Annotated in this window: 1 pseudogene; it reads right to left on the bottom strand. The window is 68.6% G+C overall.

From position 1 onward, the window contains the following. Positions 1-121: pseudogene (locus KGQ19_RS53575) on the bottom strand (IS110 family transposase); the annotation flags it as partial. Positions 122-255 lie beyond the last annotated feature (134 nt).

Raw genomic sequence — 255 nt, 5'->3', positions numbered from 1 at the left:
CGGCGGTGGCCGGGAACTCCTGGTCGCCCAGGTGCCGGCCGATCGGGTCGATGAGCGCGGCGTGGTGGGTGGCGCCGTGGGTGTCCACGCCGCCGATGACTTGGGGTGTCTGATCGGTCATGATGGTTGTGCCTTCCCCTCTTTCCGGTTCGCATCGGCAAGACGGCGGGCACGCGACCGGGCAGGGCCGGGGACAAGACAGTGACGGGACTTCTAGGCCAAGCTCCTGATTAGGTCACTCCAGCCCGGCCCGGT

Origin of the sequence: Catenulispora pinistramenti (genome assembly GCF_018274385.1) — a bacterium.
Classification (GTDB): Bacteria; Actinomycetota; Actinomycetes; order Streptomycetales; family Catenulisporaceae; genus Catenulispora; species Catenulispora pinistramenti.
Note: the sequence above shows the minus strand (reverse complement) of the source record. Positions and strands in the feature narration are given on the sequence as shown.